The following is a 25,809-nucleotide window of genomic DNA, read 5'->3' as shown; positions in this document are numbered from 1 at the left end:
CTCGATACCTTTTAAAATAATGGATTTTCTTCAATGTATTTATATATTTTGGCTACAAGATCTTCGGAAGATTCACCCTCTACCACATCACCGTTCACTATGGCGAAAAGTGTTTCGGAACATAGGGAACAATAGCTAAGACAGCCATATTCTAGCACATCTAAATCAGGATCCTGTTCTAATATATCAAAAGCTTCTTGTGAACCATTTGCAAGGTTGCTTATACAAAATTCAACCATTGGATTCATAGCTGTCACCTCACTACATCGTCATGCTACTCTATTTTTTTATAAAGGTCAATTGTGAAGTTTTATTGTGAAATGTGTCACAATCATTTATAATTTGAGGAGACATTGAAACAAAAGGGAGAATATTTATGCGAAAATTAGTATTGTTAGGTGGAGGATATGGGAATATGCGCGTATTACTACGCCTATTACCAAATAATTTGCCAGATGATGTAGAACTCACATTAATAGACCGTACACCATTTCATAGTTTAAAAACAGAATTTTACGCGTTGGCAGCAGGCACATCATCTGATCATGAAATTAGAGTGGCTTTTCCAGAGAGTGACAAGTTAAAAATTACTTATGGAGAAATTGAGAAAATTGATGTAGAAAACAAACAAGTAATTTTACAAGATGAAAAAATAATTCCATACGATGATTTAGTAATTGGACTTGGCTGCGAAGATAAGTATCATAATGTTCCAGGGGCAGATGAATTTACTTATAGCATTCAAACAATTGGGCGCTCTAGAGACACATACAATAAGATTGGTGGATTACCAGCAGGTTCTGTTGTAGGAATCGTGGGGGCAGGTCTAAGTGGAATCGAGCTTGCGAGTGAGCTTCGTGAAAGTAGACCAGATCTAAAAATTAAATTATTTGACCGTAGTCCTCGAGTATTAAGAGACTTTCCAGAACGCTTAAGTAATTTTGTACAAAAATGGTTTGATACAAATGATGTAGACGTGATAAGCAATTCGAATATCACAAAAGTGGAACCAAACAAATTATATAATCATGATGAAATAATTCCGGTAGATGTTGTAGTTTGGACAGCCGGTATTCAGCCAGCTGCTCCTGTTCGTGCTTTACCTGGAGAGAAGGACAAAACTGGTCGCATCATCCTTACTCAATATCATGATCTACCAAGTTACGATAATGTCTTTGTAGTTGGTGATTGTGCATCCTTGCCGTTTGCTCCAAGTGCACAGCTAGCAGAGGAACAGGCAGAGCAGATTGTGAAAGTACTGCAAGCACGCTGGAAGGGTCAGCCACTACCAGAAAAAATGCCAGATATTAAGCTTAAAGGCTTTATGGGATCTCTAGGTAAAAAGCAAGGCTTTGCTTATTTGGCAGATATCTCTGTTACTGGACGTATTGCAAGATTGATGAAATCAGGTTTACTTTGGATGTATAAACGCCATAACGGATAAATTAAAAAAGCTTGGAAACGTGGAGTTAAACGCGTTCCCAAGCTTTTTATTTTTTTTATAAAATGCTTTCTCTGGGAAAAAGCATTTTACTTAATAAGCTTATTTGAGTACTTTTTGAAATGATACTTCACGTTATTCTGCTATATAACCGTACTTTTCGAGGGCAGAGAATACAGGCTTTAACTGAATATAACCTTCCCCTATAACTTCCTCGTTTATCATTATTAATGGGTAGAAAAACTCATCATTTGCAATTTGATTGGCAATTGACAGTTGTTTTTCGTCTTCTATTGGCTTTTCTATATCAATATATAAAAATGTTAATTGATGATCAGGAAATTTTCTGGTAATTGCAGCTTCTAACCATTCATACGTGTCCTTAGAAGAAGGAGCATTCACACAGCTTGCACATACTATATCGGCACCGTAAATTTCTACAGTGAGTTTTTCTTGTGCCATAAAATACTTGTCCCCTTTAACTTATATATTATTTTACCCATCTATATTATAAAGGGGATACGGAAATACTGTCAAAAAGCGAATATCCTTTAAATGATAGAGTTTAAATATAATAGCTTTAGTCATGATTGTTTCATGCACTAACGGTTGTTGATTTAGTTAGTCTGAAAGTCCAGGAATGCAAATCAACTAAAAGGTGGTAATACGAAGAAAGCCTCTACGTCGAATTTTTATGATACAATACTAATCAAATAGAATAATTTCCTTCGGGGTCGGGTGAAATTCCCAATCGACGGTGTTGAGATTATATCTCTAAGCCCGTGAGCCGCTTTTAGTGTGCAGGATTTGGTGCGAGTCCAAAGCCGACAGTTATAGTCTGGATGGGAGAAGGAGTAAGCAAAACATTTTAAAATGGCAATTTTAAAATGTATTTTTTGCTATGCACTTTCATCCCATCACAACCGTGTTGGGAATTTTTTTATTTTACAACAATTTTATATTATTCCTTCGGGGTCGGGTGAAATTCCCAATCGACGGTGTTGAGATTGTATCTCTAAGCCCGTGAGCCACTTTTAGTGTGCAGGATTTGGTGCAAGTCCAAAGCCGACAGTTATAGTCTGGATGGGAGAAGGAAGCAACGCAAGTAGACTTTTGAAAATACATATTCACTAGTCTTATTTGACGAAGCCAAATTTACCTCTCATCGAAACTCCGACAATAAATGTTCGGGGTTTTTTATTTTGAGAAAGAGGTGAGGAAGATGTTTACAGGGATTATTGAGGAGCTAGGGACTGTTCAGCAGATGAATATGTTTACTCAATCGATGGAAATTTCCATTGGAGCTAGCAAAATTTTAGAAGATGTACAGCTTGGCGATAGCATTGCTGTAAATGGTGTGTGTCTAACTGTTAAAAAGTTTACGAATGATCTGTTTGTGGCAGATGTGATGCCTGAAACGGTTAAATCGACAAGCTTACAGCAACTTAAAAAAGGTTCAACAGTGAATTTAGAAAGAGCAATGTCTGCAAATGGCAGATTCGGCGGTCATATTGTTTCTGGACATGTCGATGGTGTTGCAACGATTCTTCGAAAGAGACCAGCTTCCAATGCAGTATATATCGACTTAGCAATGCCAAAAGAATTGCTTTTTAACTGTTTAATGAAGGGCTCAATCACCATTGATGGTACAAGCCTGACGATTTTTAATGTAACAGATTCTATAATTACTGTTTCTTTAATACCACATACATTCAAGGAAACTGTGCTTGGCTTAAAACAGACTGGAGAAATTGTCAATATTGAAACGGATTTAATTGGCAAGTATGTAGCAAAGCATCTAGCCAATCAAAATACAGGAAAAGTGACTGTTGATTTCTTACAAAAAGCCGGATTCTAAAGGAGTGGAATGAAATGAATACTATAGACGAAGCAATCGTTGCATTAAAGCAAGGTGAAATCATCATTGTAGTCGATGATGAAAATCGAGAAAATGAAGGTGATTTTGTCGTAATAGGTGAGTATGCAACACCTGAAAACATTAATTTTATGGCAGTGCATGGTCGTGGCTTAATATGCACACCCATTTCAAATGAAATTGCAGAAAGATTGTCATTAGACCCAATGGTAAATAAGAACACGGATTCACATCAAACAGCCTTTACCATTAGTATTGATCATAAATCAACAACAACAGGCATTAGTGCATTTGAACGATCTTATACAATTCTTGCACTATTAAATAATCAAGCTGTAGCAACAGATTTAAACCGTCCAGGACATGTATTCCCTCTTATCGCAAAAAAAGGGGGAGTTATAGAGCGTCGTGGTCATACAGAAGCAGGTGTAGAACTAGCTAAATTATGTGGTTCAAAAGAAGTCGCTGTTATTTGTGAGATTATGAACGAGGACGGTACAATGGCACGCATGCCACAACTTGAAAAAATTGCAGAAAAATTTCAAATGAAGTTTATTACGATAGAAGATTTAGTGAAATACACAGAAGCGAATTATAAAGCTTACGTAAAAGGAGAATGAGCATGGGACAAATTTTTGAGGCACAGCTAGTCGGTACAGATTTAAAAATAGGAATTGTAGTAGGAAGATTTAATGAGTTTATTAATGACAAATTATTAAGCGGTGCACTAGACGGTTTAAAACGTCACGGAGTTGAGGAAGGAAATATTGATATCGCTTGGGTGCCAGGAGCATTTGAAGTACCATTTATCGCAAAGAAAATGGCAAATACGAAAAACTACGATGCAATAATCGGCTTAGGTACTGTAATACGTGGATCTACTACGCACTATGACTATGTATGTAATGAAGCAGCAAAAGGCATTGCAAAAGCAGGCCTAGATACGGGTATACCTGTTATTTTTGGTATAGTGACAACGGAAAATATTGAACAAGCAATTGAACGTGCAGGAACAAAAGCTGGAAACAAAGGCTATGACAGTGCGGTTTCTGCAATTGAAATGGCGAATTTAAATCGTTTATTTTAAGAAAAGAGAATCGATACACGTGACATTGAATAAAATATAATTGGTTGGCTGTGGATACTGGCAAAGTGCTATTTATGAAATTAACCGACAAATCTTTAAGCAATTCTTATTGAGAATTACCTATTCTCGCTTTTCCAATAGTATATTTAAAGCACCTCTGAAACATGTACTGGTTTATTTGTACATGTACAGAGATGCTTACGTTTTCAGTGAATTAGCCTAAGTTATTTACTAGATTGAGGGAAACTTGTAAATTGTATAGACGCCATCCTTAAGAGGAGCTGCTGTTAAACAGCTATAAGACTACGAACGGTAAGTTGTCCAAGATATCTGCCGGGATTTGCAGAATATCCTATTACTGTTGGGGAAGTAACAGTAGCATTGATGACAATACGACCTGTATTTCCTAATAAACCAACTGCTAAAAGAGCATCTCCTGATGCAATTGCTACGTCCTGAGAGCTACCAGAGTTAGCATCGGTAAATAAAGGAATAGTTGCTATAACAATTCCTAAAAGATTTACTACCTCTAAAGTTGCAGTTACTGAGACAGTCTCGTTACCTGCATACGCATAAAACGCGCTAAGTGGCAAAGCAAGTCCTAGAATTGGTAAAGTTCCAATGTCGAAAATGCTTTGGAATGTAACCGTTTGGTTGGATGCTGTATTCGGTGACCAGATATAAGCGCTGCTGCCATCAATTAAAGGAGACAACATAGCTGGTGCGGTTGGTACTGCTGGTGTTGGAAGAGTACCTGGTAAAGCAGCTGTATCAGCAATGACTTGAGTATTTGCTGGAGTTGTAAATGCTTGTAAGGTTAAAACCATAAAAAAACACCTCCTCGAAGTTTATTTGCCAACAAATGGCATACTGTAACATATGAACTTTTAGTAGAGGAAGCTAGTCTAATAGACTAGAATTTAAAATAAATTTATTTTGGAAAGATATATTGGGGAATAAAAGCCTGAAGTAACACGATTCTAGCTATTTATTATTAATATTAAGTAAATAGTCTATATACAAATCATCGTAAAAATGATTTGTATTTAAGAATAAAACAGGGTAAATAATATTTTATGAATCTTAGGGAACACTCTTATCACGGTGTGTTTTGTGGGGAGTAAACACTTCCATTTAACCAACAATTATTCTATAATGATTATAGCGAAAGGAGTCGACATATATGACTGATACAATTAACGAACAAGTACAAGAAGTTTTAGATAAATTGCGTCCATTCTTACTACGTGACGGCGGAGACTGCGAGCTTGTTGACGTTGAAGACGGTATTGTAAAATTACGCCTTTTAGGAGCATGCGGGAGCTGCCCAAGTTCTACTATCACGTTAAAAGCTGGTATTGAACGCGCTTTATTAGAGGAAGTACCTGGAATAGTAGAAGTAGAACAAGTATTTTAATGACAACACATATAAAAAAGAAGCCTGAATGAGGCTTCTTTTTTTCACCCTCGCATTTCCTGCCAACGCTCTTTTGCCATTTCAATTAGCTTGGGTTCTATAGAGGTACTTTGTTTTTCGATTACTTTGGAAAAATAACGTGTAGCTAATTCTCGGTCACCTATTCGTCTAGAAAGCTCTGCTATCATATATATAATTCGTGTCTCGGACATTTGAGTTCCATTGTAATCTTCGCTAGAATAGGAGTCTGAATAACGATCTCTGGCTATTTCTAGAAATCTATTTTCATCTTCTTTGTTTTCCATTATGCGGTAGAGCCAAGCAGTACGAAGTGCTAAGCCAGCAATAGAGACAAATTTTTCTTTTTTTAACGTTCCACACAGTATGCCTAATTTATATGTAGTAATCCCGTCTTGTATCGTTCGGACGTCTCCATAGGAACGTGGTATCCAATTAGTCGATATTTTTTCTTTAATGATTTCTTTAAGTCCAGGTGCAAAATACTTGGTGAAGTCATCGGTAAATGAAAAGCCACAATGCTCACAGACAAATACATTATATAATAGCGGGTTGATATCTTTATTTTGATATATTGGTTGAAAGTCTGTTTCATGAGATTCGACTTTTATAAATTTTGAACGTATCTTAGTTGATTTAAATTTGTTTTTACAGTGTAAGCATTCGATATCTTTTTGGTAATATGGAGGTATTTCCATTTTATCTTCTCCTTATTCTCGTTCTTGGTTTTATTATACTGTAAAAATATTTCGAAAGCGAGGTAACTTAAGTAGTTTTCCTTGTATAGATTGTGATTAAATTGATATTATATAAATAAGGAAGGAATGTGATTCAGATGACAGAAGTAGTTAATTTGTCTGAAGCGGCAGCTTACCGCGTCAAAGAGATGATGGTTCACAACGAGGAAGAAGGTTCACTTCTCCGTGTATCTGTTAACGGTGGCGGATGTAGCGGTCTTTCTTACGGTATGGGATTTGAAAAAGAGAAAAATGAAGACGATATATTTTTACATCAGCATGATTTAGAAATAATTATATCTAGTGAAGATGCTTCTATTCTCCAAGGTACAGTCATCGATTACAAAGAATCGTTGATGGGTGGAGGCTTTACCATCGATAACCCTAATGCAATTGCATCCTGTGGCTGTGGTTCATCATTTAGAACTGCTAAAAAAGAAGGCACACCGGAAAGCTGCTAAATATTCGAAAGAACATTTTCTTACTTAAGAAAATGTTCTTTTTTAAAGGATAAGAAAGTAAATTACGTTTGGAAGTCAATGAGGATCTAACTGGTTGCTCTCGCTTTCCCCCATTTGCTTGTTGGGACAGATATAGGAGCTTGCGCTTTTCTTGTTGTCTAGCTCCAGCGCCTTGCCCCTCGAGGTCAAATGGGAAAAAGCTGCGGTGGCTGAAGAACTGCCTCCTCGCTTTCCCCCATTTGCTAGTCGGGACAGATCTAGGCGCTTGCGCTTTTCTTGTTGTCTAGCTCCAGCGCCTTGCCCCTCGAGGTTAAATGGGAAAAAGCTGCGGTGGCTGAAGAACTGCCTCCTCGCTTTCCCCCATTTGCTTGTCGGAGCAGATCTAGGCGCTTGCGCTTTTCTTGTTGTCTAGCTCCAGCGCCTTGCCCCTCGAGGTCAAATGGGAAAAAGCTGCGGTGGCTGAAGAACTGCCTCCTCGCTTTCCCCCATTTGCTTGTCGGGACAGATCTAGGCGCTTGCGCTTTTCTCATGGGCTAATTGTCTGTATATTCCCACGTTTGCAATGTTGTTAAATAGTGTTGAAATCCTATTCTAAAAGGTCTAAAATAGGATGTAGTGAAAAATTTGTCGGAAAAATGACAAAGTCCATTTCTAATTGTGAATTATTCGTATCATTAGATTCATAAAAAATATAAAAAGGTGGTTGCGATCTTCGTGAAAAGACCAACAATTCTAGTATTAGGTGCAGGTTATGGTGGATTATCTACTGTAGTGAACCTTCAAAAATTAGTAGGTACCGATGAAGCAGATATTATTTTAGTAAATAAAAATGACTATCACTACGAGTCTACTTGGTTACATGAGGCTTCAGCTGGAACTTTACGTCCAGACCAAGTGCGTTATGATATTCAAGGAGTTATAAATAAAAGCAAGGTACAATTTGTAAAAGCAACTGTCGAAGGCATTGATGTTAATACTAAGAAGGTAGCAACAAGTGCTGGAGAATACACATATGATTATTTAGTAATCGGTTTAGGCTTTGAAGGTGAAACATTTGGAATCACTGGTTTAGATAAATATGCACTATCAATTGCAAATGTAAATGCTGCTCGTCAAATCCGTGATCATATCGAATACCAATTTGCTACATGGTCTACAGAAGAAAACAGAGACGATGCTCGTTTAACTATTGTAGTAGGAGGAGCTGGCTTCTCTGGTATTGAATTTTTAGGTGAATTAGGTAATCGTATTCCTGAGCTTTGTGAAGAATACGATGTACCAAAAGAAAAAGTACGCGTTGTCTGCGTAGAAGCTGCTCCTATGGTATTACCTGGTTTTGATCCTGAGCTAGTTGAATATGCTGTTCGTCAATTAGAAGCAAAAGGAATCGAGTTCTCTATAGGTACACCAGTAGTAGAAGCTACTCCTGAAGGCGTTAAAATTAAAAAAGGCGAAGAAGAATTTGAATTCATCAAAGCTGGTACTGTAGTATGGGCTGCTGGAGTTCGTGGAAACCGCTTAATCGAAACTTCTGGTATCGAAAATATGCGTGCTCGCGTTAAAGTTGAAAAAGATATGCGTGCACCTGGATTCCCAGACGTATTCATCGTTGGTGACTGTGCTCTAATGATTAATGAAGAAACAAATCGCCCATACCCACCGACTGCTCAAATTGCTATGCAACAAGCTGTAACAGTTGCTAAAAATATCGTAGCCCTTATGAAAGGCGAAAATACAAAGGAATTTGTTCCTGAACTAAAAGGAACAGTTTGTTCTCTTGGTGAGCATGATGCAATTGGAGATGTAATGGGTAGAAAACTTACTGGTACTAAAGCATCCATCATGAAAAAGGTTATTGATAACCGTGCTCTTTTCATGATCGGTGGAGTTCCATTAGTGCTTAAAAAAGGTAAATTTAAATTATAAAAGAAAAACAATAAATGGCTCCCACTGTAACTCTCAGTGGGAGCTTTTTTAAAGTATAAAAGGTAAGTATGCTTTTGTTGAAGGAGATGGATTATTTGTCGAAGGATAAACGAGGAAATGTCTGGTTGGGAGCTGCAGGATTAGTTTTAAACAACAAGGGTGAATGGCTAGTTGTTAAAAAACGATATGGTGGCTTAGAAGGAAGATGGTCTTTACCTGCAGGCTTTGTAAATGGTGATGAAACAATTGAACAGGCTGCCGTACGTGAAGTTAAGGAAGAAACTGCGGTAGATTGTACAGTTAAAAATATGATCGGTTTTAGAAGTGGGGTCTTACAGGGAAAAATCAGTGATAATATGGCCATTTTTCTTCTTAAACCAATTGAAGAGGAACCGATTATTCAAGTGCAGCTTTCTGAGCTATATGAGGCCAAATGGATACTTCCAAGTGATTTACTGGAAGATGAGAACGCTTCTGTAATGCTGCATGAATTAGCAGCTGCGTCTTTAGAAATTGGCTTTCCAACTATCGAAGGGATAAATCCTGGAGACATATTTGGGTATACTAGCTATAAATTATTCATAAAATAATCCGAACATAAATAGACTAAATTCATGTCATTAAAAATTCAACTGTGACTAGCTCTACTAATAGTGGTTAGCTTATAGAACTTCGATAAAAAGTCTTATGAAACAAAGCATTTTTCATAAGACAGTCTATTTTTCTATACTTAAGCACTTTTAAAACACGTATCAAATATATTTTGTTTTTTATTTACAAATATATTAATCCGTGATATATTATCTGAATATTAAAATAAATATTCAAGGAGGCGTATTATATGATTAAATTTAAAACAGAAACTGCAAAGTCTTGTCCTTATTGTAAAGGTGAAGGATATTTCCAACTTAGACTTGGTGGATCAGAAACGTGTGGCTGCTGTAATGGCTCTGGAAAAAGTAATAAGAAGATTATTTGACAAAAATGTGAAAAGAAACAAGTACATTGAATCCATGCCTCCGTTAAGGTAAACTATTTAGAGATACTACGGAGGTATATGATTATGAATTTTACAATTACACAGATGATTCTTTCAGTACTAATTTTTCTAGTTATGTTTTTTGGAATCGCCTTCTTATTAAATATGTTACTAAGAATGTCCTGGTTTGTGGCTATTTTATATCCACTAATTGTGGTATTTATCATTGATGAGGTAGGGTTCTTTGATTATTTCACTAACCCGGGTTCTTCATTCTCTGCTCTTGGAGATAAGTTTGTTTCTTTGCATATGGCAGATATCGTAATTTTAACAAGTGGTTTTGTAGGAGCAATTATTGCGGGGATCGTTATTAAAATGCTTCGGAAAAGTGGATATCAAATGTTCTAAAAAGGGATGGCCTTATAGCCATCTTTTTTTTATTGGTAAGAAAAAGCATATGCATAATTCCGAAGTACATACTTAGCCTCACGGTAACTGTATAGAAAGGTATGGGAAAAAGAAACGAATATTAAGTATCAATCGACTAATGTATTAGAAAAGGAGGGGTGGTATTGAAAAAGTATGTGATTATAACAGTAATGATGCTAGGGAATCTATTGTTATGGGGATGCTCGGATGAATCAAGCAACAGTTCAATAGACCAAAACACTACAACAGAAGTAACCATTGGTAATCCTACTGCACAAGAAATTCTGGAAATTGATTCAAAAGCTGATATTTTTCAGTGGGATAGTATAATCTATAGTACGAATATTGAGTGGGTTAACGAACTTGTCTTAACAGAAGGTGATTTAGTAGGGAAAATTGAGTATAACACTTCTAATCCAATGGATTTTAAAGATTCTACAGCAAATATTCTGCCCATTGGTACTGAAATATTTAAAGCTAAAGAACGTAATGATGTACTTATTACTAAGTACAATGATGAATTAAAATACTATTATCAATTAGTTGAAGGATAAACAACAAATAGAGTCCAATTAGGAAAAAACAAGAAGCGCATTCGATTTAAGGCGAATACGCTTCTAGAGATAATAAAATACTAAACAAGTTTAACAGTACCTGTTATTTAGAGAATAATGCACAGTAGTTGTGGGCAAGAGGAATGTATATTTAAACTACATTTGATTTAACTCTTAATTTGTAAAAAAGCTATAAAATCACGGTGTAAATAATGATAGATATCATAATCCCAGTTAGGGCACCCATAAATACCTCTATTGGTTTATGACCAAGCAACGTTTTTAATTCTTCTAGCTTTTCTTCACTTTTCTTTTGTCCCCAACCTTTTGTCTGATCCACAAATGCCTGAAAATCTACACGCATTTGATTGATAATAATGGCTTGCTGGCCAGCCTGGAATCTGACACCAGTTGCATCGAACATCACTATAACTGCAAATACAGTAGCAACTGCAAAGAGAGGTGAGTCTAAACCTGTCTCAAAAGCAATAGCTGTGCAAAGAGAAGTTACAGCCGCAGAGTGGGAACTAGGCATTCCACCAGTAGAAGTAAATAACTTCCAATCAACCTTTTTGGTGACCAAAAAATGAATAGGTATTTTCACGAACTGAGCAAAGAAAATAGAAAATAGAGCAGCTAGTAATGGAGTATTTTGGAGGATTGTCAGAGTAGACACAGCCTTTCAAGGAAAACTTTAGTTAGTACTAGTATAACATATTACTACTATTCGAAAAATCAAACTTGTTGCTATATAATGATAATGTATCCAAATTATCTAGGGGGAAAAATAATGATTATAAATACTAATGAAGTATTATTCGAAGAAGTGCAATCAGAAACACTAGTGGTGGGCATTCCAAAGCATCCTGAAAACACAGAGAAGTGGGATGCATTGTTAAATGCTTTTGGAGACCACATCCTAGAATGGGTAAAAAGCGGAGACATTTCATCAGATTTAAAAAAAATAGTAAAAGTACCAGTTGCTAATCAGGAAACTGTAAAAAGAATTCTTTTTGTCGGGCTTGGTGACCGCAAAAAGTTAACTCAAGAGAACATTCGTGAGGCATTTGGCTTAGTAGGCAAAGAACTTCTTTCGAGTAAGCCAGAGTCTTTAGCAGTTTGGATACCATCATTTACATCAGAAACAGCTACAGAAGCCGATGTAGCGTATTTAGCAGCCGAAGGAATTGGAATGGGTGCATTCGTTTATGAAGGCTACAAAACATCCTCTAATGTCCCTGATTACTATTTACCTGCCATCGAGCTATTAACTGACACTGATCCGGACGAAGCTGCTACTTATTTTGAGGTAGGAAGTATTTATGCAGATGCAGTAAATGAAGCAAGAATTTTAGTAAACACACCAGGAAACGTATTAACTTCTACACAGCTAGGTGAGTATGCAAGAGAGCTTGGAGAAACATATGGCTTTGAAACAGAAATTTTAGGTAAGAAAGAAATAGAAGAACTTGGGATGGGAGCATTACTTGCAGTAAATCAAGGATCTGTTGAAGAACCACGATTAATCGCTTTGAAATATCAGGCAACAGAAAACTGGGATGATGTAGTGGCACTTGTTGGTAAAGGAATTACTTTTGATACAGGTGGTTACTCTCTCAAAACGAAGGCAGGTATCGTTGGGATGAAGGGCGATATGGGAGGTGCTGCAGCAGTATTAGGAGCAATGCAAATTATTGGAGAGCTTCGTCCAAATAAAAATGTTATTGCAGTTATACCTTCCACAGACAATATGATTTCTGGTAATGCCTTCAAGCCTGATGACGTAATCACTTCGATGAGTGGAAAAACAATTGAAATTTTAAACACGGATGCAGAAGGCCGTCTTGTTCTAGCAGATGCGGTTACTTATGCAAAACAACAAGGAGCTAACTATATCGTAGACGTTGCTACTTTAACAGGTGGCGTTATTACAGCTCTTGGATATGACAAGACAGGTGCACTTACAAATGACGAGGAGTTTTTTGAAACCTTTATGGAATCCTCTTTAGAAACTGGCGAGTTTGTATGGAGATTACCTTTAACAGAAAACGATAAAAAACGTATCCGCAAGAGTGATGTGGCTGACTTGAATAATTCTCCTGGAGGAGATGGTCATATGATATTTGGAGGCGGTTTTGTTGGAGAGTTCGTGGAGGAAACACCATGGATTCACTTAGACATAGCTGGAACATCTGACTCTAAATCTGCCTATGATTTCGGACCAAAAGGTGGTACCGGTGTAATGGTACGAACATTGGCTACTCTTATCGAAAGAATGGCTGAAGAAGAGTAGGGTATACGCACAGGACACTTATCCCATATAGCATACACTGTGTTGAAAGGAGGAACATTATGCCTAGATATCAACGCGGTGGTTATGGAGGTAGAGGTCCGGGTGGCCCAGGAGGCTATGGAGGCTATGGTGGATTTGGTGGAGGTTTCGGTGGTTTTGGAGCGCCATTATTAGGAGGCTTTGTAGGAGGTCTTTTAGGTTCTTCCATTGTTGGCTTTGGTGCCAGACAACCTTATCCTTATCAGCCATATCCATACCAACCGTATCCTTACTACAACAATTTTACACCGTATTACCCGTACTACTAAAAAAGAGCTATTGCCATTCCTTGATATATCAGGGAAGGTAATAGCTTTTTTAAAATTTGGTTCTGTTAAATTTTGATATTGATTTTTCTTCTGAAGAATATCGAATGCAATTTTTTTGGCATTCCCCGTTTGATTTATTCACCGATATTGTATTAATTATCTTATAAGTAAATCTATATATATTTGGCTGTCTAAAACATAATATCCATTCAGCATTTATAATTTCTTTTTCATTGAGTTCTATTTTTACAGCTTTGTTATCTAGCACTTCATTATAAATTTTCGTTATTAATTCAATGGTAAATATCTCTTGATTTTTATATTCGTCAAAATGACTGCTTCTTTTGTAATTTAGAATTTTCACTTTGCGATTATTAATTTTTATATTGAGATGTTTACCTAATTTTTTATTTGACCTAATCGTACTTCATTCCTTTCATTGTAAGTGAAGAAAACTAACCATTTACTTTTGAAAAACGCAATCCTGTCTAATGTGTCAGTTATTTTAAGTACGAATGACATTTGATATTAGTTTTTCCAATAAAAAAGTGTAGACAAAGTGATAAAACACTCTGCCTACACACTAAAGTAAATTAGCATCAAACTTTGATTTTCATGTTCTTTCTTTTTTCTTCCACTACCTCTTCTAAATCATCTCGAACTGTGAGGTCGCAGCATTCCACACCAGAGTAATAGGCAGCTCTTCCCATCATGTGTCCACCTACAGGTCCAGTGATGAAAAGAAACAGAATGCCAAGCAAAATACGAGAATTAAACGTCCCCTCGATTAACCAAAAGTGAAGAAACACACCTATTAAAATGCTCATAACCCCAAGTGTAGCACTCTTGGAAGCTGCATGTGCTCTTGTATAGACGTCTGGTAGTCGGAACAAGCCAATTGCAGTAACCAAGATAAAAATAGTTCCAAAGGAAATAGTACCTACGATAAATATATTAGCTATTACGGTCACGTTGAATGATTTCTCCCTTCTCCGTGAATTTAGAAAACGCTACTGTTCCTATAAAGGAAAGAACAGCTAACAATAGAATGACCTCTAAGAAGAATGGAGTGTCAAACAGAATTGATATTAGACCAATTAAAGAGATTAGACCCACTCCAATTGCATCTAAGGCTATTACGCGATCGGGAGTAGTCGGACCCTTTACAAGTCGGTATAAGAAGCCTAGTAAAGCGGCGCTTATTAACACGACAATCACCCATAAAAAAGTTATCATGATCTACTCACCTCCAAAATTGCTTTCTCAAAAGTATCGCGTATGGAGTTAACCGCTTCGTCAATATTACTAAACTCAATAGAATGAATATATAACGTTTTATTGTCATCCGAAACATCAATAACTACCGTACCAGGTGTTAATGTTATAAGGCTGGATAACAACGTTATTTCCCAGTCCTCGGTTAAAACCGTTTCCAAGGCAAATATGGCAGGACGGATGGGCATTTCAGGCTTTACGATTAACTTTAATACCGAGAAGTTAGAAAGTATTAGCTCCTTTAAAAATAAGACAGCCAATTTTATAACCGCCCATACTCGATCCATATAAAACCGTGATTTAAAGGATTTTCTTAGTATGAAAAGCATTAGTAAGCCTAGCAGATATCCCACGATGAAGGTAGTAGGCTTAAAGGATACCGATAAAAACATCCAGGTCAGAGCAATGAAAACATTTAACAAAATTTGAAACGCCATATTATTTCACCCCTTCAAATACAGCATCGACGTAAATAGAAGGATCTAGCAACAAATCAGAAGCATCCGTCATAAATGGGACTAAGAATTCTGCTCCAACACCATAGAATACTGTTATGGCTACCAAAACGATAGTAGGTGTTAACAGTCGTCGATATGATTTAGGTCCTAAAAGAGTAGATTCACCTTTTGGCTCACCCCAGAAAGCATAGATGAAAATTCGAATTGCCGAAAGTAGGACAATTAGACTCGAAGCTAATATAAAAACACTCTGCCAGAGTAATTCACCTTCAAAGCCCCCTTGTACGATTAGCATTTTACCGATGAAGCCACTTAAGGGTGGAATACCAGCTAATCCAAATGCTGCAATCAAATAACTCCAGGCTAAAACAGGATACTTTTTCATCAGACCTCCCATTTTACGTAAATCGGAGGTGCCTGTAATTTTAATGACAATACCGATAAGTAAGAACAATGCTCCCTTTATCAAAATATCATGAATCAAATAAAATACAGAACCCATCATTCCATTTTCATTCATTACAGAAGCACCGAATAATATAACTCCTACTGCAATGACGATGTTATAAATAATAATTTGTTTTAAATCAAAGTAAGCCAACGCGCCAATACACCCAACGACGATGGTAATTATCGCGAGAATCATAAGCAACTCATGCGTGAAACCTACATCTGTAGTAAAGAATAACGTGTATGTCCGCATAATCGCATACACTCCAACTTTAGTGAGAAGTGCACCGAACAGGGCTAGTATTGGAACTGGGGGTGCTGCATAAGAACCTGGTAACCAGAAGAAGAGAGGAAAAATACCACCCTTAATACCAAAAACAATTAAAAACAACACAGCAATTACAGTTACAATTCCTACCTCACCAAGCTCGGCCAATTTAACTGAGATATCGGCCATATTTAATGTTCCAACTACTGAATACAAGTATCCTACTGTAATTACAAATAGGGATGAAGAGACAATATTGACTATTATGTATTTAATAGATTCTTTTAATTGTATTCTTTCTCCACCTAAAACAATCAATACATAGGAAGACATTAATAATACTTCAAAAAATACAAATAAGTTAAATATATCTCCCGTTGTAAAAGCACCATTGACTCCTGTTAACATAAATAGAATAGCTGGATAGTAAAATGATTTTTCTCTAGCTTCATCCATGTAAGAAAAGCTATACCATACAACAAATAGAGCAATGATTAGAGATGAAGTTACTAGTAACGCTGAGAACATATCTGAAACCATTGTGATTCCAAATGGAGGTGCCCAGCTCCCGAGTGTAAGGGTTTGTACACCATCTATCTTTACTTTGTACAGCAATGTAAAGGCAGATGCTAGTGCTAACAACAATCCAATAATAGTAACTATTCGCTGTGCTTTTAATTTCTTGGGAAATAATAAAAGAACCGCAGCGAATAAGAAAGGGATGAGGACTGGGAATAATAATAAGTTAATCATTGTCTTCAGTTCCTTTCATAAGTTCCATATTATCTGTACCGACTTCTTTATAGGTACGATAGGCAAGTACAAGTGAAAATGCCGTTACGCCAAAGCTAATAACTATGGCGGTTAAAATTAGAGCCTGTGGTAGTGGATCGACATAATCTGTCACTCCGTCAGCTAATACGGGAGCAGATTTTCCCCCAAGTCCACCCATGGTTAGTAGGAGCAAATGTGTCCCATGACTCAGTAAGCCCGTTCCAATAATAATCCTAAGCAAGCTGCGAGAGAGGATTAAATAGACTGCAGCCATAAATAGAAAGCCGATTAAAATGGACATCATAATTTCCATTATTCATCTCCTCCTATCATTTGAATAATTGTCATTGTTACTCCCACTACAACAAGATATACGCCGGTATCAAAAAACATTGCAGTATGGATAGACGTTTTCCCTAACAAGGGAAGATTGAAATAATCATATACGTGGGTAAAGAAAGGAACATTAAAAAAGATAGACCCGGCTGCAGTTGCTAAAGATATTATAAGCCCGATTGCTGTTACAACCGTATAGTTTATAGGTAGCATATCTTGTACTGTTTTTAAATCGAATGCAAGTAAAAGAAGGACGATTGCACTTGACATTAATAGGCCACCAACAAATCCTCCTCCTGGTGTATAATGACCTGCGAAAAAAATATGAATGGAGAATAGAAAGATGATGAAAAAGACTACTTTCGTTGTCGTTTGAATAATTAAATCATTTGTTTTCAACTTTTCTATCTCCTTTCTTTTTAGCAAGTCGTAGTGTGATCATTCCTATGATGCCTAGAGAAGCAATAGTTAGTACACTGATTTCAAATAAAGTATCAAATCCACGATAATCAACTAAGATAACGTTTACAATATTTCCACCGCCAGCTTCTGTGTAAACAGTATCTTTATAGTATTGAGAGATAGATGTTACTAATTTTTGAGAGTGGGAGGAAATAGCTATTAATGTAACCATCACTCCAACACCTAGTGCAATGATAAAGTTAGTTAAACGGAATTTACGGTCTTCCTTGCCTTTTTCGTGCTTATTTAGTTTTGGCAGGTGATAAAAAGCTCCAAGGAATAGAGCAACCGAAACTGTTTCTATTACTAACTGAGTTAAAGCTAGATCAGGCGCTTTAAAAATGATGTAGAACAAAGCCACAGTATATCCTACAGCTCCTAAAGCAATGATTGCTGTAAGGCGGGATTTTGTAACTAGGATCGTAATCGTCCCAATAATAACAATGAGTGATAAAAGTATTTCAAAGAACTTGATAGGTGCTAAATTATCAAAGTCTATTACAAAGGCATCCTTAACCCACATGGTGCTAGCAAGCAGGAAGATAATAGCTGAGAACATGTAGATTAAGTAAGAACGAATAGAACCCTTCATGTAAAGAGAAGAAACGCTATTAGCTCCACCTTCTGAAAGCATCATTAACCAATCATAAATACCGTTCAATGAAACTTTAGCTGGCATCTTCTCATAACCTACACTCCATTTTGGCAATGTTTTATATAGAAGATAGCCGACTAGGAAAATTCCTAACGTCATATATAGAGCGGGCGAATCAAATCCATGCCATGCTTTTATCTTAACTCCTATCTCAGAAGGAAGTGCATAGGCTCCTGGATGAATAGCAGCTACTGCCGGCTTTATAAAAGTACTACCAAAAACATTTGGTATAAAGAAAATAACTATGACTAATGTTGCTAATATACCTGGTGAAACGAGCATTCCAATTGGAGCTTCATGTGCTTTTTTAGGAAGCAGCTCGGGTTTGTGCTTTCCTCGGAATGTATGTAAGACAAAGTACAAGCTATATACAAATGTAAATACGCTTGCAATCCATGCAACTACTGGTATTAAAATCCACCAAGTATCCATTGCATAGAGGTTAAAATGCTGTAAGGAAAGTGTGGCTTCTAAAAACATTTCTTTGCTCAAAAAGCCATTGAATAGCGGTACGCCAGCCATCGATAAACTGCCGATCATTGCGATTGTAAAGCTAATAGGCATTAAACTCATTAACCCACCGAGCTTGCGGATATCTCGTGTACCAGTTTCATGATCAACTATCCCAGCAACCATAAACAAACTACCTTTAAAGGTTGCATGGTTTAGGAGATGGAATATTGCCGCAAAAGTTGCAATTGTATATGTTGACACTAAATCGCCTGTAACATGATAGGCGATAGAACCAATTCCAAGCAGTGACATGATCAAACCAAGCTGGCTGACCGTTGAAAAGGCTAAAATTGCTTTCAAATCTGTTTGTTTTACTGCGAAGAAAGATCCCCAGAACAAAGTGAGAATACCGACTCCTGTTACTAGCCACACCCAGACCTCGGATAATGCAAAGATTGGTGTAAATCTTGCGACTAAATATAGTCCTGCTTTAACCATAGTTGCTGAATGTAAATATGCGCTAACAGGTGTTGGAGCTTCCATCGCATCGGGTAGCCAAATGTAGAAGGGAAACTGAGCAGATTTTGTAAAGGCCCCTAGAAGTACCAATACTAACGCCCATATGAACAAGTCGTGCTCTGCAATAGAGGATGCTTGTGCGATTAACTCACGAATGGAGAAGCTTTCCCCTATAATTCCTAATAATAAGAATCCACCAAGCATCATTAAGCCACCAAAGACGGTAATCATCATTGACTTCAATGCACCAAAACGCGAACGATCTCGCGTATACCAGTAACCAATGAGCAAGAATGATGAAATGGAAGTTAACTCCCAAAAGAAATACAGTCCGATTAAGTGGTCAGATTGTACAACTCCCAACATGGCAGTCATAAAAATTAATAAGTATACGTAAAAGTTACCTAGCTTTTCTTTATCCTTATCTAAATAGAAGATAGAGTAAAGAACGACTAGAGATCCTATCCCGGTTATTAATAACGAAAAAAGTAAGCTAAGGCCATCTATGTACGAGACGAGTGAAATATCAAGTGATGGAATCCAAGGCATTTCGTTAATAAAAGTTTCTCCATCCATTACCGATGGGATATACATTGCATAAAAGATTACCAAAAGAACAGGGGCAATCAAGACAAACCATCCAGTATGGATACTTTTTGCTCTTTTATACAAAAAAGGTATAAAAACAGCTAAAATAATAGGCAAGAATATTGCAAAAAACATGGACATAGGGATCCTCCTTCCGACAATATATTTAAGTATATAATAAAATTATACCCCAAATAATATGTGTTTGCATGGCTTATCACTTCCTTCCTATATATAAGTAAATGCATTTTTAATCAAATAAAGGGGTGCTTAAATTTGTCCTCCAAAAAGTAAAAGTTAGGCTTATTTATGCCAAGATTTATAAATCAATTATTAGTAACTAGCGTTAAAAGTTAAATCTATATGATAGACTCTTGTAAAAGGCCAATTTACTCCGATATGAACTATAGAATCAAATTTATCAAGATTAGAGGAACGATCATGAAAAACCCTTATGTATTTGGCTTTTTGCCATTGATAACCATTATTTTATTTAGCTTGAGCTTTTCCACGTATACAATGTTTAAAGCAATCGATCTGTTTAAAGTCATTGGCGTGTATAGCGGGATGAAAGAGTTTCTTTCTGATTTTGAGATAAGATTATTTGTGCTAATTATTTTTGCCCTTATTTATTTCATGCTCTTTTCTGCATTAAAATTGATTGCAGAAACTATTCACGAATTAGGAATGCTATTCTTTTCTAAGGATTTTGAAGGAAAAACAATGGCACAAGCGCGCGGTGGGTATGTCATTTTTTTTGCAGGTGCTATCATTTCAGCAGTAGGCTTCCAATCAATTAAAATTCTTCTTCTTATATTTTTAGCTACTGCTTTTATTTATTTTATTTATGTTGTATTCAAACTAAGCAACTCTATGTCCATGATAGGAACATTAGGACTAATCATGTTTGAAATTATCGTATGGAGCTTATTCTTAGCTTTAGTCATATATGTAGTCATCAAACTGTATAACGGAATTATCGCGAGTCTGCCTTTCCTATAGCCTATTAACTCACAGGAGATTACAAGATGTGCAAGCTATAGACAGTCATTTAGCTAGTAGAAGCTTAATATTAGCTTTCGGGGTGCAGTATATTAGAGAAATACTAGAAAATATATGAGAGGGGTGAATGGAAGGTGGGAAACGTTTTTGATGAGATGAATTCTCGTACAAAGAAGAAAATTCAAGATGTATTTCTCAAGTTACTTAAAGAGAAAGAATTTGTGAAAATATCGATTAAAGACATAACAGTTAATGCTTCCATTAACCGTGGAACCTTCTATCTACATTATCTCGATAAATATGATTTATTAGAAAAAGTCGAGATTGAGCTTCTTGATGGGCTTCGAGTACATATTGCGAATATTAATAAAAAAGACAGCCTGGAGAAGGAACAACTATTAGAGGTCGCTGGTTTTTCTATGGAGGTATTTAGATACATTGAAATGTACAAAGAACAATTTATTGTTCTATTATCTAAAAACAATACGTCGGGCTTTCATCTTCGCTTAAAAAGCTTCTTTATCGAACAGTTTGAAGATAACTATTACGCTACTGATTTATCCTCCATAGATTCTTCTATTCCAACAGATTATCTTTCGGCGTTTGCTTCATCATCCATTTTAGGACTGGTTGAGCATTGGCTCTCTCAAAACGAACGTGAAACGCCTGAAGAACTCGCACATTTATACAGGAAAATATTGAAGTTTATCAAAATGATCTGACTAGGTAGGGACAACAAAACTCCCTTAGAGAATTCAGGGCTTCGTTTTTCGTAAACTATTTCCTAGCCATTGTACGGAGCGATGGCGATGAATTCAAAAATAACACGCAAAAAGTGAAATTGCATGTCGCAATTTTTCTTTTTACGTGTTACGAAACTACTTAAATCCCAGCTCAATCTGTTTTCATAATTTGATTAAAAATACGATGATGGATTTTGTTAGACTCTATAGATTTCATGTTTTTAGGTTTATCGTATCCAATCCATACTGCAGAGGTATAAGTGTCTGTAAGGCCGGCTAGCCAATAATCATAATATTCATTTGTAGTGCCTGTCTTAGCTCCCACGTACGAAGAGTTAATATGAATTCCTTTTCCAGTCCCGTTTGTGACCACCTGTTGAAGTAAACCTCTCATCGTTTGGGCTGTCTTATACGACCAAGCTTCTTGAAAATCCTCATCCCATCGATACAGAACATTTCCTTGCTTGTCTTCAACTTTTCTTATTGAATGCACTGGTTTATATGTTCCGTTGATGAAGCTTGTATAAGCATCTGCCATTTCTGCTATCGTAACGCCATGTGTTAATCCTCCTAGTGCGGCAGAATACGTATAATCCTCTTTTTGTATATATTCAAATTGAAAAGGAGATAACCTTGCAAAAGCATTTTCAATACCGACCTTATCCAATAATCTTACAGCAGGGGTATTATGGCTTAAACGAAATGCATCTTGAATCGTCACATCTCCATATACTACTCCTCCGTAATTTTGTGGGCAATAGGATCCAATACATAACTTACCTGCATTAATAGAGTTGGCAGGAGTATAAGTAGTTGTCTCAAATAATGGAGCGTATACTAGCAAGGGCTTAAAGGCAGAGCCCGGTTGTCGAACTGCCTGATAGGCGCGATGAAAATCCATTTTCCTATAATCCTTACCTCCATATACACTTACAATTTCTCTAGATTCATTGTTAATCACTACAGACGCAGCTTGTAATTCTGGAGTTTTGCTTAAAAGACTATTAATGTAACGTTCATCATAATCTTGTTTAGATTGATCCAAAGCTGTAGAGATTGTTATCCCTCCAGCGATTACTTCATTGACACGGGTTTTTAATTCACTTTCTAGGTATTGCCTTTGCTGTTCATTTTGTGAGTTAGCGATTCTTTCTTTAAATCCCTCGTTGTGTGCTATAAGGTTTTCAAGCTCATGTAAAACAAACGTGCTATAGGCAGGGTATAGTTGTTTTTTTAACTTCGTCGAAAGAACAATTGATTCCTTCTTTATTTTTTCTCCATTCTCGGCAGTGAGCCGTCCATTTTTGACCATGACATCTATTAGAAGCTCTTGTCTCTTTTTAGTAGCTTCAAAGTTAGTGAGTGGATTATAAATGGTTGGATTATTCGGGATAGCACTGATAAAGGCAAGCTCTGATTCCCTCAATTCTTCTATTGGGCGGCCGAAGTAGAAGGTGGCAGCTGCCCCAATTCCATATACCTGGTTGCTGAAGTAAATCTCATTTAAATAATTAGTTAGTATTTCTTCTTTAGTAGTTTGTTTTTCCATTTCATGTGCATATAGCAACTCTGTTAGCTTTCTTTCATATGTTTTTTCAGTAGACAAGTAGCGTAGGCGGACTAGCTGCTGAGTGATGGTGCTAGCTCCTTGTTCTCGTTCCTGAGAAGAAGCATTTGCAAAAACTGCTCGGAAGATTGCGGTAAAATTAAAGCCAATATGATTATAAAATTCTACATCCTCACTCTGTATAAATAGCTCCTGAACAAATAGAGGAATAGTTTCTAACTCTATCGGTTCTCTCCATTCCACATAGTCCTCAGAAAATATTTCACCTTGTTTATCTAAGAGGACAACTGGAGAAGTTATTGTAGGGTTAGAAAGCTGAATAGAATGTTCTAAGTCATCATTAAAAGAAGCAGCTGAAAGCACCTCAGTATGGATAAAGGAATATAAAATCCAAAGGAGAGGAAAGCATAATAATATGATAATAAATCCAGTACCTTGTCGCATAATTTGCACTCCAGTTCAAGTTATCTCCATAAAAGAATAGCACATATCTCGCTGGAAAAGTGTGCTAATTTTTCTAAGTAAACACCTAGTGAATATCTACAGGAAGCTACAAAAAAAGACTTTCGAATCGATTAATTCGAAAGTCTTTTGGTAATCAGTGTGCTTTTGCATGGAGTTCCTCTTCATGGAGCACTTCTTCAAAATCTTGAACTGGTTTCTTACTTGCGAAATAGATGATGAAGAATGCCAATAGGAAGAGGGCACCAGTAACGTAAAATACCGAAGAAATACCGATAAAACCACTAATAAAGCCCCCAAACATTGGACCAATGATATTACCGAGGAATCGGAAGCTTGTATTGTAGCCCATTAACTCGCCTTGTACTTCAATTGGCGCCTCCCGACGTATTAAGGCAGTGGTAATCGGTATTAGACCACCGGATGCAATACCAAATAGGAAGCGGAGCACCATCAGTTGCCACAGCTCTGTAACAAAAGCTTGTGGAACGATAAATATAAAAGCAATTAGTAAGAGAGTAGACAAAACTTTTTCGTATCCAATGGAATCTCCTAGCTTACCCCATATTCTCGCAAATAACAGACTTCCTACACCTGTCGCACTGAAGGTAATTCCTGCCAATAATGCAACTTCATTTGAATCGGTTAAGTGAGAGACGTATAAAGAAAGAAGAGGCTGAATACTAAAAAGCCCAATTTGAATAAGGGAACTAATCATCAGCACGTTCAACATCAATCGGTGATGAAAAATACCGGATACAACAATCTTTCTTGAATATTCATGCTCATCCTTGGGTTTTACTCGTCGCATCTCTCTAATTCCTAAAATAACCATGAATGCGGCTATAGATACAGCAGTTGCTGTAATGACGAACGTATATTGAAATCCAAACGTATCAGCCATAAACCCACCTATTACAGGACCGAATAACGTACCAGACACACTTCCCATTTGTAACGTCCCCATTGTTTTACCAGCAACTTCTTTTGGTGTTTGAGAGCTGATAAATGCTAAAGAGGTAGGGATAAAGCCGGTAACTACTCCCATGAATAAACGTAGGACAAAAAATGCCTCGACTGAGTTGATAAAGCCCATTAAAAAGACACTTATGGCAATACCAAAACCATTTATGACAAGGATTGGTTTGTAGCCATACTTGTCTGCGATTCTTCCCCAAATAGGCGACATAATAAGTGCTGATACAAAGGTTGCTCCAAAAACAAGGCCTGCCCATTTTTGGACATAGGCGTCTGTAAAGTCACCCATTGTATTAATATACAATGAAAGGAAAGGCATGATCATTGTCATCGTACTGGATACAAGAAAAATAGAAAACCACATGATTATAAAATTTCTTTTTTGTATGCTCATCGGAATCCCTTCTTTCTCTTGTCGCATACTACTGTCTTTTAGTATAAAACATTTCGGGTGACTAAGAAAGTTGATTGTTAGAAACTTTGTCACTGAAAACTACTTTTAGTTATGTTAAACTGTTTTGGGGTGATTATGTTGAAAAAAATAATTTTATTGAATTTATTTACACTACTTTTTATAACAGCTTGTGGAAGCGACTCATCCGATAAAGAAAAAGACGCTACTAAAGAGACAGCAGAACAAGAAACTGCTGTTACTACTGATACCCAACAAGAGGGAGAAATAATCACATATCCGCAACTTTCAACAGAAGTGGCTGAAAATGAAGCTTTAGTCCAAATGAACACTTCTTTAGGAACGATAAAAATCAAACTATTCCCAGAAGAAGCACCAAAAACAGTGGAAAACTTTTTAACTAAAGCAGAAGAAGGATATTATGAAGGCGTTATTTTCCATCGGGTCATCGAAAACTTTATGATTCAAACCGGAGATCCTACTGGGACAGGAGCAGGAGGAGAAAGCATTTATGGTGAATCATTCGAGGATGAATATGCTAATAATCTATTCAATTTAAAAGGTGCACTTTCTATGGCGAACACGGGTCAGCCGAACACTAACGGAAGTCAGTTTTTTATCGTTCAAGCTCCTCTACAAGAAGGAATCGTTGAACAGCTTAGAAAAGGCGGATGGCCGGAGGAAATTATTAAGGCTTACGAACAAAATGGCGGAACACCGCATTTAGATCAAAAACATACGGTGTTTGGACAGGTTATTGAAGGTATGGATGTAGTCGATGAAATAGCTAAAGTAGAAACTGGTGCAAACGATAAACCAGTAGAAGATGTCCTTATTCAGTCTATAGAAGTTATCCAAAAATAAAGTTAGGAAGTGTAGAC

Annotated in this window: 29 protein-coding genes, 1 pseudogene and 2 riboswitches; of the genes and pseudogenes, 16 read left to right on the top strand and 14 right to left on the bottom strand. The window is 36.7% G+C overall.

What is annotated here, in order from left to right; translation table 11 throughout:
• Positions 1 to 11: 11 nt before the first annotated feature.
• Positions 12 to 248, bottom strand: a complete 237-nt coding sequence (locus tag MHB55_RS14750; protein WP_144538636.1) for a YuzB family protein — start codon at positions 246 to 248, stop codon at positions 12 to 14.
• A gap of 128 nt (positions 249 to 376) precedes the next feature.
• Here MHB55_RS14750 and MHB55_RS14745 point away from each other — a divergent pair, with 128 nt between their 5' ends.
• Positions 377 to 1,444: an NAD(P)/FAD-dependent oxidoreductase gene (locus MHB55_RS14745; RefSeq protein WP_144538635.1), complete on the top strand. Its 1,068-nt coding sequence runs from the start codon at positions 377 to 379 to the stop codon at positions 1,442 to 1,444.
• Positions 1,445 to 1,576: 132 nt separating this feature from the next.
• Here the strand turns inward: MHB55_RS14745 and MHB55_RS14740 are convergent, their stop codons facing one another.
• Positions 1,577 to 1,903, bottom strand: a complete 327-nt coding sequence (locus MHB55_RS14740; protein ID WP_154310214.1) for a YuzD family protein — start codon at positions 1,901 to 1,903, stop codon at positions 1,577 to 1,579.
• A 258-nt stretch (positions 1,904 to 2,161) separates the two neighbouring features.
• Positions 2,162 to 2,299: riboswitch (FMN riboswitch) on the top strand.
• Positions 2,300 to 2,402: 103 nt separating this feature from the next.
• Positions 2,403 to 2,540, top strand: a riboswitch (FMN riboswitch).
• A gap of 123 nt (positions 2,541 to 2,663) precedes the next feature.
• Here MHB55_RS14740 and ribE point away from each other — a divergent pair.
• The 3 genes and pseudogenes from ribE to ribH all read left to right on the top strand — a co-directional run bounded on the left by ribE (position 2,664) and on the right by ribH (position 4,404).
• Positions 2,664 to 3,299, top strand: a complete 636-nt coding sequence (gene ribE, locus MHB55_RS14735; protein ID WP_154310216.1) for a riboflavin synthase — start codon at positions 2,664 to 2,666, stop codon at positions 3,297 to 3,299.
• Positions 3,300 to 3,313: 14 nt separating this feature from the next.
• Positions 3,314 to 3,898: pseudogene (gene ribB / locus MHB55_RS14730) on the top strand (3,4-dihydroxy-2-butanone-4-phosphate synthase); the annotation flags it as partial.
• Positions 3,899 to 3,939: 41 nt separating this feature from the next.
• The gene (ribH, locus tag MHB55_RS14725) at positions 3,940 to 4,404 is read left to right on the top strand and encodes a 6,7-dimethyl-8-ribityllumazine synthase (protein WP_154310218.1); all 465 of its coding nucleotides are present in this window, start codon (positions 3,940 to 3,942) and stop codon (positions 4,402 to 4,404) included.
• Between the two features lie 287 nt (positions 4,405 to 4,691).
• Here ribH and MHB55_RS14720 read toward each other — a convergent pair whose 3' ends face one another.
• Entirely contained in the window at positions 4,692 to 5,231 is a 540-nt protein-coding gene (locus MHB55_RS14720) for a hypothetical protein (protein WP_144538630.1), read from the bottom strand.
• Positions 5,232 to 5,587: 356 nt separating this feature from the next.
• Here MHB55_RS14720 and MHB55_RS14715 point away from each other — a divergent pair, with 356 nt between their 5' ends.
• The gene (locus MHB55_RS14715) at positions 5,588 to 5,821 is read left to right on the top strand and encodes a NifU family protein (RefSeq protein ID WP_144538629.1); all 234 of its coding nucleotides are present in this window, start codon (positions 5,588 to 5,590) and stop codon (positions 5,819 to 5,821) included.
• A gap of 44 nt (positions 5,822 to 5,865) precedes the next feature.
• On the opposite strand, the gene MHB55_RS14710 is transcribed toward MHB55_RS14715, so the two are convergent.
• On the bottom strand, positions 5,866 to 6,537 hold the full coding sequence (locus MHB55_RS14710) for a DUF2225 domain-containing protein (RefSeq protein WP_144538628.1): 672 nt from the start codon (positions 6,535 to 6,537) through the stop codon (positions 5,866 to 5,868).
• A 137-nt stretch (positions 6,538 to 6,674) separates the two neighbouring features.
• Between MHB55_RS14710 and MHB55_RS14705 the strand changes: the two genes are divergently transcribed.
• The 6 genes from MHB55_RS14705 (at position 6,675) to MHB55_RS14680 (ending at position 10,925) form a co-directional block, all read left to right on the top strand.
• Positions 6,675 to 7,037, top strand: a complete 363-nt coding sequence (locus MHB55_RS14705; RefSeq protein ID WP_144538627.1) for an iron-sulfur cluster assembly accessory protein — start codon at positions 6,675 to 6,677, stop codon at positions 7,035 to 7,037.
• Between the two features lie 714 nt (positions 7,038 to 7,751).
• The gene (locus tag MHB55_RS14700) at positions 7,752 to 8,963 is read left to right on the top strand and encodes an NAD(P)/FAD-dependent oxidoreductase (protein WP_144538626.1); all 1,212 of its coding nucleotides are present in this window, start codon (positions 7,752 to 7,754) and stop codon (positions 8,961 to 8,963) included.
• 86 nt (positions 8,964 to 9,049) lie between these two features.
• Positions 9,050 to 9,553: an NUDIX domain-containing protein gene (locus MHB55_RS14695; protein WP_404814916.1), complete on the top strand. Its 504-nt coding sequence runs from the start codon at positions 9,050 to 9,052 to the stop codon at positions 9,551 to 9,553.
• 251 nt (positions 9,554 to 9,804) lie between these two features.
• The gene (locus tag MHB55_RS14690) at positions 9,805 to 9,942 is read left to right on the top strand and encodes a YuiA family protein (RefSeq protein ID WP_186318169.1); all 138 of its coding nucleotides are present in this window, start codon (positions 9,805 to 9,807) and stop codon (positions 9,940 to 9,942) included.
• A 78-nt stretch (positions 9,943 to 10,020) separates the two neighbouring features.
• Positions 10,021 to 10,350, top strand: a complete 330-nt coding sequence (locus tag MHB55_RS14685) for a YuiB family protein (RefSeq protein ID WP_144538624.1) — start codon at positions 10,021 to 10,023, stop codon at positions 10,348 to 10,350.
• Between the two features lie 164 nt (positions 10,351 to 10,514).
• Entirely contained in the window at positions 10,515 to 10,925 is a 411-nt protein-coding gene (locus MHB55_RS14680) for a hypothetical protein (protein WP_144538623.1), read from the top strand.
• Positions 10,926 to 11,115: 190 nt separating this feature from the next.
• On the opposite strand, the gene MHB55_RS14675 is transcribed toward MHB55_RS14680, so the two are convergent.
• On the bottom strand, positions 11,116 to 11,592 hold the full coding sequence (locus MHB55_RS14675) for a divergent PAP2 family protein (protein ID WP_144539156.1): 477 nt from the start codon (positions 11,590 to 11,592) through the stop codon (positions 11,116 to 11,118).
• 123 nt (positions 11,593 to 11,715) lie between these two features.
• Between MHB55_RS14675 and MHB55_RS14670 the strand changes: the two genes are divergently transcribed.
• Entirely contained in the window at positions 11,716 to 13,218 is a 1,503-nt protein-coding gene (locus tag MHB55_RS14670; RefSeq protein WP_340863485.1) for a leucyl aminopeptidase, read from the top strand.
• 59 nt (positions 13,219 to 13,277) lie between these two features.
• A complete protein-coding gene (locus MHB55_RS14665; RefSeq protein ID WP_144538621.1) occupies positions 13,278 to 13,526 on the top strand; it encodes a hypothetical protein in 249 nt (82 codons plus the stop codon).
• A gap of 599 nt (positions 13,527 to 14,125) precedes the next feature.
• Here the strand turns inward: MHB55_RS14665 and mnhG are convergent.
• The 7 genes from mnhG to MHB55_RS14630 are packed head-to-tail and all read right to left on the bottom strand — an operon-like array spanning position 14,126 to position 19,905.
• A complete protein-coding gene (gene mnhG / locus MHB55_RS14660; RefSeq protein ID WP_151113345.1) occupies positions 14,126 to 14,497 on the bottom strand; it encodes a monovalent cation/H(+) antiporter subunit G in 372 nt (123 codons plus the stop codon).
• Entirely contained in the window at positions 14,481 to 14,762 is a 282-nt protein-coding gene (locus MHB55_RS14655) for a Na(+)/H(+) antiporter subunit F1 (protein WP_144538619.1), read from the bottom strand. Before MHB55_RS14655 ends, mnhG begins: the two co-directional genes overlap by 17 nt.
• Complete coding sequence (locus tag MHB55_RS14650; RefSeq protein WP_144538618.1) at positions 14,759 to 15,238, bottom strand: Na+/H+ antiporter subunit E; 480 nt, start codon at positions 15,236 to 15,238, stop codon at positions 14,759 to 14,761. The genes MHB55_RS14655 and MHB55_RS14650 overlap by 4 nt, the downstream gene beginning before the upstream one ends.
• 1 nt (position 15,239) lies before the next feature.
• Positions 15,240 to 16,700 (bottom strand): Na+/H+ antiporter subunit D, encoded by a 1,461-nt coding sequence (locus MHB55_RS14645; protein WP_427660517.1) that lies wholly within the window; start codon positions 16,698 to 16,700, stop codon positions 15,240 to 15,242.
• Between the two features lie 22 nt (positions 16,701 to 16,722).
• Positions 16,723 to 17,064, bottom strand: a complete 342-nt coding sequence (locus tag MHB55_RS14640; RefSeq protein WP_144538616.1) for a Na(+)/H(+) antiporter subunit C — start codon at positions 17,062 to 17,064, stop codon at positions 16,723 to 16,725.
• Positions 17,064 to 17,486 (bottom strand): Na(+)/H(+) antiporter subunit B, encoded by a 423-nt coding sequence (locus MHB55_RS14635; RefSeq protein ID WP_144538615.1) that lies wholly within the window; start codon positions 17,484 to 17,486, stop codon positions 17,064 to 17,066. Before MHB55_RS14635 ends, MHB55_RS14640 begins: the two co-directional genes overlap by 1 nt.
• Entirely contained in the window at positions 17,473 to 19,905 is a 2,433-nt protein-coding gene (locus tag MHB55_RS14630) for a Na+/H+ antiporter subunit A (RefSeq protein ID WP_340863483.1), read from the bottom strand. Before MHB55_RS14630 ends, MHB55_RS14635 begins: the two co-directional genes overlap by 14 nt.
• A gap of 300 nt (positions 19,906 to 20,205) precedes the next feature.
• Between MHB55_RS14630 and MHB55_RS14625 the strand changes: the two genes are divergently transcribed.
• Both MHB55_RS14625 and MHB55_RS14620 read left to right on the top strand, forming a co-directional pair.
• Positions 20,206 to 20,766, top strand: a complete 561-nt coding sequence (locus MHB55_RS14625) for a DUF5366 family protein (RefSeq protein ID WP_151113351.1) — start codon at positions 20,206 to 20,208, stop codon at positions 20,764 to 20,766.
• A gap of 134 nt (positions 20,767 to 20,900) precedes the next feature.
• On the top strand, positions 20,901 to 21,488 hold the full coding sequence (locus tag MHB55_RS14620) for a TetR/AcrR family transcriptional regulator (RefSeq protein ID WP_154310229.1): 588 nt from the start codon (positions 20,901 to 20,903) through the stop codon (positions 21,486 to 21,488).
• A 172-nt stretch (positions 21,489 to 21,660) separates the two neighbouring features.
• On the opposite strand, the gene MHB55_RS14615 is transcribed toward MHB55_RS14620, so the two are convergent.
• On the bottom strand, positions 21,661 to 23,520 hold the full coding sequence (locus MHB55_RS14615; protein ID WP_340863482.1) for a transglycosylase domain-containing protein: 1,860 nt from the start codon (positions 23,518 to 23,520) through the stop codon (positions 21,661 to 21,663).
• A gap of 154 nt (positions 23,521 to 23,674) precedes the next feature.
• A complete protein-coding gene (locus MHB55_RS14610) occupies positions 23,675 to 24,910 on the bottom strand; it encodes an MFS transporter (protein WP_151113355.1) in 1,236 nt (411 codons plus the stop codon).
• A 135-nt stretch (positions 24,911 to 25,045) separates the two neighbouring features.
• On the opposite strand from MHB55_RS14610, the gene MHB55_RS14605 reads away from it, so the two are divergent.
• Complete coding sequence (locus MHB55_RS14605; RefSeq protein WP_144538609.1) at positions 25,046 to 25,792, top strand: peptidylprolyl isomerase; 747 nt, start codon at positions 25,046 to 25,048, stop codon at positions 25,790 to 25,792.
• The last annotated feature ends 17 nt before the right edge of the window (positions 25,793 to 25,809 follow it).

Source organism: Psychrobacillus sp. FSL K6-1267, assembly GCF_038003265.1.
GTDB lineage: Bacteria > Bacillota > Bacilli > Bacillales_A > Planococcaceae > Psychrobacillus > Psychrobacillus faecigallinarum.
Note: the sequence above shows the minus strand (reverse complement) of the source record. Positions and strands in the feature narration are given on the sequence as shown.